This is a genomic window from Acinetobacter sp. TUM15064 (assembly GCF_008980265.1).
GTDB lineage: Bacteria > Pseudomonadota > Gammaproteobacteria > Pseudomonadales > Moraxellaceae > Acinetobacter.
Map to the genome: position 1 here is coordinate 1 of NZ_BKFU01000088.1, position 9153 is coordinate 9153.

The 9153-nt window shown below is 38.4% G+C and carries 13 protein-coding genes; 10 read left to right on the plus strand and 3 right to left on the minus strand.

Annotated features, from left to right (window positions below; translation table 11 throughout):
- Window positions 1-306: 306 nt before the first annotated feature.
- The 3 genes from GBI16_RS19060 to GBI16_RS16705 are packed head-to-tail and all read left to right on the plus strand — an operon-like array spanning window position 307 to window position 1967.
- Window positions 307-429 (plus strand): hypothetical protein, encoded by a 123-nt coding sequence (locus GBI16_RS19060; protein WP_265733403.1) that lies wholly within the window; start codon window positions 307-309, stop codon window positions 427-429.
- A 4-nt stretch (window positions 430-433) separates the two neighbouring features.
- A complete protein-coding gene (locus GBI16_RS16700) occupies window positions 434-889 on the plus strand; it encodes a CopG family ribbon-helix-helix protein (RefSeq protein ID WP_086210636.1) in 456 nt (151 codons plus the stop codon).
- Between the two features lie 55 nt (window positions 890-944).
- Entirely contained in the window at window positions 945-1967 is a 1023-nt protein-coding gene (locus GBI16_RS16705; protein ID WP_086210635.1) for an ABC transporter substrate-binding protein, read from the plus strand.
- Window positions 1968-2605: 638 nt separating this feature from the next.
- On the opposite strand, the gene GBI16_RS16710 is transcribed toward GBI16_RS16705, so the two are convergent.
- The 3 genes from GBI16_RS16710 to GBI16_RS16720 are packed head-to-tail and all read right to left on the minus strand — an operon-like array spanning window position 2606 to window position 4775.
- Complete coding sequence (locus GBI16_RS16710) at window positions 2606-2935, minus strand: multidrug efflux SMR transporter (protein WP_086210634.1); 330 nt, start codon at window positions 2933-2935, stop codon at window positions 2606-2608.
- Between the two features lie 14 nt (window positions 2936-2949).
- The gene (locus tag GBI16_RS16715) at window positions 2950-3831 is read right to left on the minus strand and encodes an ABC transporter ATP-binding protein (RefSeq protein WP_110975494.1); all 882 of its coding nucleotides are present in this window, start codon (window positions 3829-3831) and stop codon (window positions 2950-2952) included.
- Window positions 3831-4775 (minus strand): ABC transporter permease, encoded by a 945-nt coding sequence (locus GBI16_RS16720; protein ID WP_119064021.1) that lies wholly within the window; start codon window positions 4773-4775, stop codon window positions 3831-3833. The genes GBI16_RS16715 and GBI16_RS16720 overlap by 1 nt, the downstream gene beginning before the upstream one ends.
- A 217-nt stretch (window positions 4776-4992) precedes the next feature.
- Between GBI16_RS16720 and GBI16_RS16725 the strand changes: the two genes are divergently transcribed.
- The 7 genes from GBI16_RS16725 to GBI16_RS16755 all read left to right on the plus strand — a co-directional run bounded on the left by GBI16_RS16725 (window position 4993) and on the right by GBI16_RS16755 (window position 9105).
- Complete coding sequence (locus GBI16_RS16725; RefSeq protein ID WP_004693046.1) at window positions 4993-5361, plus strand: hypothetical protein; 369 nt, start codon at window positions 4993-4995, stop codon at window positions 5359-5361.
- A gap of 3 nt (window positions 5362-5364) precedes the next feature.
- A complete protein-coding gene (locus GBI16_RS16730) occupies window positions 5365-5790 on the plus strand; it encodes a hypothetical protein (RefSeq protein WP_151707504.1) in 426 nt (141 codons plus the stop codon).
- Window positions 5791-5916: 126 nt separating this feature from the next.
- Complete coding sequence (locus GBI16_RS16735; RefSeq protein ID WP_086210630.1) at window positions 5917-6168, plus strand: hypothetical protein; 252 nt, start codon at window positions 5917-5919, stop codon at window positions 6166-6168.
- A gap of 33 nt (window positions 6169-6201) precedes the next feature.
- Complete coding sequence (locus tag GBI16_RS16740) at window positions 6202-6927, plus strand: zeta toxin (RefSeq protein ID WP_086210629.1); 726 nt, start codon at window positions 6202-6204, stop codon at window positions 6925-6927.
- Between the two features lie 472 nt (window positions 6928-7399).
- Entirely contained in the window at window positions 7400-7816 is a 417-nt protein-coding gene (locus tag GBI16_RS16745; RefSeq protein WP_086210628.1) for a YeeE/YedE family protein, read from the plus strand.
- 1 nt (window position 7817) lies between these two features.
- The gene (locus GBI16_RS16750; RefSeq protein WP_086210627.1) at window positions 7818-8231 is read left to right on the plus strand and encodes a DUF6691 family protein; all 414 of its coding nucleotides are present in this window, start codon (window positions 7818-7820) and stop codon (window positions 8229-8231) included.
- A 4-nt stretch (window positions 8232-8235) separates the two neighbouring features.
- Window positions 8236-9105, plus strand: a complete 870-nt coding sequence (locus tag GBI16_RS16755; RefSeq protein ID WP_086210626.1) for an MBL fold metallo-hydrolase — start codon at window positions 8236-8238, stop codon at window positions 9103-9105.
- Window positions 9106-9153 lie beyond the last annotated feature (48 nt).

Consider the following 9153-nt stretch of genomic DNA (forward strand, 5'->3'; position numbering starts at 1 on the left):
CAGTTGGCGATTTTTTTTATCTGCCAGATTGATATCTGGATAAGTAGTATTGCCCCCGTATCTTCTTGACGATGGTTATTACTTGGTATGCTAGCTCTTATTTTATAAATGTTTTACTGAAAATCATCTTTGATTTCCCACAATGCACTTAGATGTGTCACTTCTAAAAATAAAAAATAATTCCGCACAAAAAATAAACGTTTTTATGCGCTGTAGCTTTAAATTTGCTTTAAAAAATTGGCATGCATTCTGCTTATTCATTGGTAATACAAAAAACTTTTTTGGTAATACTGATAGGAGTTGCAGATGTCTAAACACTTCAAAGAGAGTTTAATCGCTTTAATCTCCATACTTAAGCTATTTGCCATAGAAATTTTAAGTGCAAGAGCTGGAATTTACATTAAACAAGATTTAACGAAAAAAGGATAACGACGTGTCTAAACCAAAGTTGGCGCGAATCAGTATTACTGTACCAGAACGAACCGTTGATGCATTGGATCAAAAAATTGTTGATCAACACTATGAAAGCCGTTCGCAAGCAATCGTCGATATGATCAATAAGCATTTGATCGCGGATCAAGAGCAACGTAACGCCGTGATGGTAGGGACTTTCACTTTACTTTATAACGCCAGTGTGACTCCACTTAGGATCCAATTGCTAGATTTACAGCGCCAATTTTTAGAACAAGTCGTGAGCTCACTGCATATTCAATTGGACGAGCAAAAGATTCTAGAAGTGATGATTTTGCAGGGTCTAAGCACTGAGTTAAAAGCTTTAAGTCAAAAATTCATTGCCTTGAAAGGGGTGATTAAAGGGCATTTGGAGCTTATGGATGCCGTAATGCCTCCGATTCCGCAAAACGAAAATCTGAATGCATTGAAATCATAATGCTGTACATCTATTAGAGAGCAACTTTAAGCCTAACTGCATCGGGGATAGCCTCATGATTAAACACGTATTTTTATCAGTATCTATGGTTTCTGCTACATTCTTGGCAGGGTGTGACAATACTGCCAAGGTTCCAGAAAAGCAGAAAACGGCATCGGCCTCAACCAACACACAGCCAATCACCATTGGCTATAGTGATTGGCCTGGCTGGGTTGCTTGGCAAGTTGCAATTGAAAAGGGGTGGTTAAAGGATGCAGGCTTGAATGTTGAATTTAAGTGGTTCGATTATTCGGCATCTATTAACGCATTCTCAGCGAACCAATTAGATGCAATCTCAGTATCGAATGGGGACAATTTGGTCATTGCTTCTGGAGGAACCAAGGGCGTAATGATTATGGCCACTGATTATTCTGCTGGAAATGACGTTATTATTGCGAAAGATGGGATCAACTCAATTTCAGATTTGAAAGGGAAATCAATTGCTGTTGAAAAAGGGCTAGTTGATCATCATTTGTTATCTACCGCGTTAAGTGATTATAAAATTCAAGCGACTGATGTGACTTTAGTAAATGCTGTTACCAATGAGCTCCCTCAAGTATTTTCAAGTCCCGATGTTGCAGCAATTGCTGTATGGCAACCCGTTGCAAATCAGGCTTTGAAAGCTGTTGCGGGTTCTAAAATTATTTATAGTTCTAAAGACAAACCTGGTTTGATTTATGACACTTTAACGGTGAATACGGCACATCTATCCTCACATAAAGAAGATTGGAAAAAAATCATACAAGTATGGGATAAAACCGTTAAATACATCAATGATCCGGCAACGCGTGATGATGCAGTCAAAATCATGGCAAAACGTGTTGGTGTTGAACCAGCTCAATATTTACAATTTATAGATGGAACACATTTACTGGATATAGATGCGAACAAGAAAGTCTTTGCCAAAGGCAATGGGTTAGATTCGATTTATGGTTCAACATATTTTGTGAATGAGTTTAACGTCAAAAATGGTGTGTATAGCACGAAGGTAGATGTTGATGGTGTGATCTTTCCTGAATTGGTCGAAGGTCTGAAATAATACAAATAATTTTTAAGAGGCTTTCTTTAAAAGAAAGCCTCTTTTGTATTTGAGGGTGATGTATTAAAACACTTTCTTTATCAATGACACATACTTCAAGTTTAATCCTGATATAGTGTGATCATTTCCGCTCAGACAAAAGAAAATTCAAGTAATATGACAGCTCTAAGACATTCATCATCTATTCGGATTTCTTGTAGTGAGGGACTTGGCTCATTGGCATCGGAAATCGTAAAGTCTATCTATAGTCTGGCTCAAATATTGATTTGATTTGGCTTTCTGGCTATTGCACTTCAGTTGGGTAAATTAGCTCATGCATGGGCTTTTTGGTAACAACATTAGGGGCATTTTGGGGTCAATCTTAACTTAGATCAAAAACCTCTTTGTTGTCTGCTTTATTTGGAATTTTTGCAAGTTCTGATCATTCTAAGGTTTCCGTACGTCCTTCACCAAGAGAGGGTCTAGCCTCAATGTTTAATCCCAAAGCTCTCCGTATACTCTTTCACTTTTTCTTCAAGTGGCAAAGCAGAAAGCTTTTTGCTTGATGTTTAAGTTTGTCAATTTTAGATCCTAAAAAACTTTTGTGTTTTGACCTAAACGCATAAAATTTGAGAAGAAAGATGCAACTAGGCATCGGGTTAGATTTCAGTACTTTTTGAAAAAACATTAATGATGATGATTCCTATGACCATAAAGGCTAAACCTAACAATGCAGGCGCATCGAGATTTTGCTTGTAGTAAACCCAACCAATGAAGGAAATTAGGATAATGCCTGCTCCAGACCATAGCGCATAAGTGATTCCCACAGGAACAGTTTTCATGGTCAGTGCAAGGAAATAAATTGCAACTAAATAACCCACCACTGTAATTGAGGCGGGTAACCATTGAGTAAATCCGTCAGAAGCTTTAAGAGCAGAAGTTGCAATGACCTCAGCCACAATAGCAATACATAAATATAGATATGACATATCTGATCAGCTCCTTACTTCACATGACTAACTTTCGTCATACGTGGGATGACAGGTAACTCAGCCAAAGCAGGGTCAAGCTCATCTTCATCAGCATGGACAAGTCGATCTACATGTTTGCGTAGTTCTTTAAACTCAGTTGTTTGCATTAAATCTTGATGTCGCGGTCGAGGTAAATTGACCTCAATAATTTCTTTAATTTCCCCAGGATTTGCTTTTAAGGCAACAATACGATCGGCCAACAATATAGCTTCATCCATGTCATGTGTCACAAAGATGATAGTGATATCAATGTTTTGCCATAGATCTAGCAGATGCCTCTGCATTTTTTGACGAGTATGCGGGTCAAGCGCGCCAAATGGTTCATCCATCAGCAGAATCTTGGGTTCATTGACTAATGCGCGGGCAATAGCGACACGTTGTTTCATACCACCAGATAGTTGATGTGGATATTGGTTTTCATATTTTTCTAAGCCAATAATATTAATCCATTCCCGTGCAGCCGCTTCAGCCGATGCCTGACTTGCACCTTTCATCAGTGGCCCAAACATGACATTTTCCTTTACTGTTTTCCATGGGAATAAAGTGTAGCCTTGAAACACCATGCCGCGCTCAGGGCTTGGACCTGAAATAGGTTGCCCATCTACTAGCAGTTCACCACTGCTATAAGGATCTAAACCTGCCACAACTCGGCTAAAGGTTGATTTCCCACAGCCTGATGGACCAATCACACAGATCAATTCACGCTTATGAATTTTCAGATCTAATTGATTTAAAATTGTGCGCGAGCTTTTACCATGCTGAAAGATTTGGCTTAGCTGTTTGGCTTCTAAGATGACAGGGCGTTGATAAATTTGATTAAAATACTCACGAGCATTAAATTCTGTAGTTCCCATTATTTTGCTCCTACTTTCCATTTAAAAAGATGTTGTCCTAGCTTCATTAAAATTACATCGCAGAGCAATCCAATCACACCAATAATCAAAATAGCTGCAAAAACGTTGTCGAAGTGTTGATAGCGAGCTTGTTGGGTGATAAACCAGGTAATGCCAGATGTTGCGCCAATTAACTCAGAAACGATCAAATAGGTCCAAGCCCAGCCGAGTAATACACGTTGATTTTGATAAATATCAGGTAATGCTGCAGGGATAATGACGTGAAACAGGCTTTTCATTTTATTTGTTCCGAGTGTATAACCCGCTTCGATCAGTCCCTGATCAACCATCCGAGTGGTATTGGCAATAATTAGAATTTGTTGAAACAGTGTCCCAATCACAATAATGGCAATTTTCGGTGCATCATTTATGCCGAGAATTGCTACGGCTAATGCACCAAATGCAGGGGCTGGTAGATAACGGAAAAACTCAACAAAGGGTTCAGCAAGTTTTGAGATAGTGCTTGAGAAGCCACAAAGAATTCCAAGTGGAACCCCAATAATTGATGAAATAAAAAATGCAGTGAATACGATTTTGACACTATGCCAGAGACTTTGATGTAACCATGGCGCATCAGCCTGTGCTGGAGCCGTCGTAAAAGATGTCACTAAAGCTTTCACCACCTCATGTGGGGCTGGTAAGTAGATTGGGTTAACCAGTTTACCTTGAGGAACGGCTAAGTCATGATCAACTGCATTTTGTGCTTCATGATAAAACACAGCTTTATCAACACGGCTTCCTTCTTGTAAAAACGGCACACTACCAGAATCTGTAATTTGTACTTGCGGATGCCAGATAAATGGTAAATAACTTACTGCACACCAAATGAGCATTGGTATTAAAAATGATCCTAAGCTGAGCAAAAATTTGCTTTTAGGACTGAGTTCTCGTGTGATGTAACCCATATTTTCCTAGCCCCAATATTACTTTTTTAATAAAACGTAATACTATTAAGCAAAATAGATGCCAAGCTTTGAGATGGGTTTTATCTGCATATTTTCATTTTAAGCCTGTTTCAATCATGAGTTTTTCATTTAACCCAGTAAATAAGCAAAGCCTTTGGCATAAATATGTTTTAAAATGTGCTATTGATAGACTGATGCTCAAAAGGGGCTGCATCGCATGGCACAAAAGTCACAACAATCTGCACTGAACGAATTGATTGCAGAACAAAAACTACTTTGTGAAGAATTTGACTCTGCTTATGTTGAAGTAAAAGGTGATGATGTCGTAGCTGTCGCTGTGCATACTTTAAATCAAGAACCCATTGTTGGTTTACGTAAAAAGCCTGAAACTGAGGAGAATGTTGCTTGGTTTATTTATGGTGGTGAATTGGGTGAAGGGCAAGACTTTTTTACAACCATGACTGTACGAGAGTTACAAGATATTTTGCCAGATGTACTTCCGTACTTGGCTCTAAGTGAAGGTTACCGTTTTATGATTGATGGTGATGACTATGAAGACGTTTGGAAAGAAGGCGATGAGTCTTAAGACATGAAAAAACAGACATGGACGTTGCTTAGTTTTTCGTTATTTTTATTATCGCTTCTATCAACCCAGAGTTATGCAGAAACAATAAAACTGACTCAGGCGCAATATGACCAGAAAATGGCTGAATATACCGCAACGGTGAATTCGACTAAAACTGTTCTAGATTCAAAAGATAACCAAGCAACTGCAACAGAGATGAAAACTGCATTTTGTCAGCGTATGGATGCTTATCATCAAATTGCTGCGCTGTCCAAGGCCAATATTGAGTTAAGTACAGCACCTGTAATGTTGATGGTGGCCAACCGTTATCTTGAACAGCAAGAGAAAAGCTTAACTGATAGCGGAATGAATGAAAGTGCTTTTTGCCCAACGGCTAAAGCTTTAAAACTTGAAGATACGAAACGAGTCAAAAGTAAAGTAACTCAATAAGACAACACGGAATTAGCGCAGATATTAAGATCTAATTTATTGTTTCAGTGTGCTGTATAAATAGACAATGTGCCCGATTGTGTTAAGATAAATAAAATCAACCATCGTTTGAGTAGGAGTTGGTGTATGGCAGCTTATACCGACATTAAAGCAGGCAAATATGAGGATGATATGATTCCTAAACTTGCTATTCATGCTTTTCATGATGCTTTTTTAAAGGCAACTACGCGTTCGTCTGTGGTTTATGCAAAAGCTGAGCAATTGGTTGAGCGTGATATTCACGGTAATGAAACTGTTTTACAGGACTTAAGTAGTGCTTATGTCGATGTAGGCGTTTTACCGACACTGACACGTAAAAAGAAACGCGTAACTGTATAGATTGATATGCCACCTCGACAACCTAGAATAAGAATGTTTGCAGGGCCGAATGGTTCTGGTAAAAGCACTGTTAAAGATTACCTCTTGCCCCAACATATTGGGGCATATTTAAATGCAGATGAACTCGAACAAAATTTAAGACAAAGCCAACGCCTTGATTTATTGCATTATCATCCTTCCTTAAAAGCATCAGAGTTGGTCACTTTTTTAAAAAGTAAGAAACGTCCTCAAGCGGGACAGTTCGTGACTTTACTTGCGCATGAACCAATTGTGCTAGATGAATGGAAGATTGAGTTTAAAACCGAAGAAATCGACTCTTATCTCTGTGCACGCATTATTGATTATATTCGGTTTGAGTTTCTGCGCTTAAAAGTCAGTTTTACTTTTGAGACGGTAATGTCGCATATCTCTAAAGTTGAATTTCTCCGGGAAGCGAAACGTCAGGGTTATAAAACCTATCTATATTATGTTTCAACAGTAGATCCACAAATCAATATTGCTCGAGTCAAGTATCGCGTCAGTGTAGGCGGACATCCAGTTCCTGAACAGAAAATTATTGAACGTTACTACCGTAGTATGGATCTGCTCATGCAAGCCGTAGAATGCTGCGATCGAGCCTACTTGTTTGATAACTCTTCTGACGGTATACAAGCGTCTTTTCTTGCAGAAATAGAAGCAGCTGAAACCTTAAAAATGAATGCCGCCGTGTCTAAGCTACCAAGATGGTTTGCAGAACGCGTATTATCAGAATTCCAATAAACTGCTTAGAAAAAGAGTCAATTATTTCATTACTTTTCATATATCTACCTACATAAAAATATAATCAAACGTCGTAAATGTGTTTCATAAACCTAAAATAATGATCATGATGTAGAAATGTACCCATAACTCTACTCAGTTTCTTTAAATGAAAACTATAATGAAATAAAACGAGATAAGTTAAGTATTTCTAATCTAAAAAAAGGTCGAATAGAAAATCTCTCGGGGATATATTCAAGCTTTTTACGCTATTGTGAAGAATAACTATGTAAAAGAAATGGTTTAAGTTGTCAGCTGAAGTGTTAAAAATTTGGATAATGGACTAGCAGACTTCATTGAGCTATCCCAAGGTAGATGGATGCTCCTGTAAACAGCTGTTATATGTAGGCATAGCATGATTAGATACAAAGTACGCTTGATTATTTCTATATTTTATATATTATAAAAATATATATTATATAGGTGATTGCCAATGCACGATTTTGCGTGGTCTTTTCTAGGTGGAATATTCCTCGGCATCTCCGCCGTTGGATATTTATATACCAATGGACGAATTGCGGGAATTAGTGGTCTGGTCTCTCAAGTTTTAAACTTAAAGGGGATTATAAATACGCCTGCACTGTGGTTCTTATTGGGTCTGTTTATTATTCCGTTTATATACGCAGCTTTTGTTCAACCTGATATTCATATGGAAGCGACACCTTTCATGTTAATTATTGCGGGCGTATTGGTAGGTTTTGGCACTCGTTTAGGCTCGGGTTGTACCAGTGGGCATGGTATTTGCGGTATTAGTCGCTTATCCAAACGTTCAATCATCGCTACGATTAGTTTTATGTTCGCAGGCTTTATCACTGTGTATATCGTTCGACATATGCTTGGAGCAATCTAAAATGAGAAATGTTTGGGCATTCATTTGGGGCGGATTATTTTCAATCGGTCTCATGCTATCAGGAATGTCGAATCCTGCAAAGGTGATTGGTTTTTTAGATATTTTCGGGCAGTGGGATGCCAGCCTAGCTTTTGTGATGATGGGTGCAATTGCAGTTGCATTTATTCCTTTTCAGAACGCTGTACGTCAGTCACACCCACAAACCTTTTATGGTGAAGTCATACAACTGCCTAAAAATACGAAAATCGACAGAAAACTGATTATCGGAAGTCTGTTATTCGGTATAGGCTGGGGAATTGCGGGAATTTGTCCTGCACCGAGTTTCACTTTGATTGGGTTGGGGTATTATCAAGCGATCTATTTTGTAATTGCGATGTTCATAGGCGTGTTGCTACACCGTAAAGTGATGGAGTAATATCATGATGCAAACAGCTCAAGTCAAAGCCTTTTTTGACTCTGCAACTAACACCTTTAGTTATGTGGTGAGTGATCCAGAAACTCAGCGCTGCGCCGTGATTGATAGTGTGCTGGATTATGATGCAGCATCGGCAAAGACTAATACAGAGCAGGCTGATTTAATCATTAGTTATATTCAAGAAAATAGCCTAAGCGTAGACTGGATTTTAGAAACACATGTGCATGCGGATCATTTAAGTGCTGCACAGTACTTAAAGCAAAGACTAGGTGGAAAAACTGCTATTAGCCATAAGATTGAGATCGTACAACAAACTTTTGGTGAGATTTATCACTTAGATATTAAGAGTTTAAATGCTACGCAGTCATTTGATTACCTTTTTGCAGATCATGAGACATTTTTGATAGGCAACATAAAAGCATATAACCTTCCAACCCCTGGCCATACACCAGCGTGTTTAAGCTATGTCATTGGCGATGCTGTTTTCGTAGGGGATACCTTGTTTATGCCTGACTACGGCACAGCACGTTGCGACTTTCCTAAGGGAAGTGCAGCAACGTTATTTGACTCAGTGAGAACTTTGTACACATTGCCAGATCAAATGCGGATGTTCTTATGCCATGACTATTTGCCAGAGGGCCGGGATCATTATCAATATGAAACGTCCGTTTCAGTACAAAAACATGAAAATATTCATATTAATACCGAAACACAGAAAGTTAATTTTATCGAAATGCGCAATCGCCGTGATGCAACTTTAAGTATGCCAAAATTGATCTTGCCAGCCATTCAAATCAATATGTTTGCAGGAAAATTTCCTAAACCTGAAGAAAATGGTGTTTCTTACTTAAAAATTCCGCTGAATTATTTTTAAAACCGAAATTTGACTTAAAAATTTAAGCTGATATTAGACACAATACAT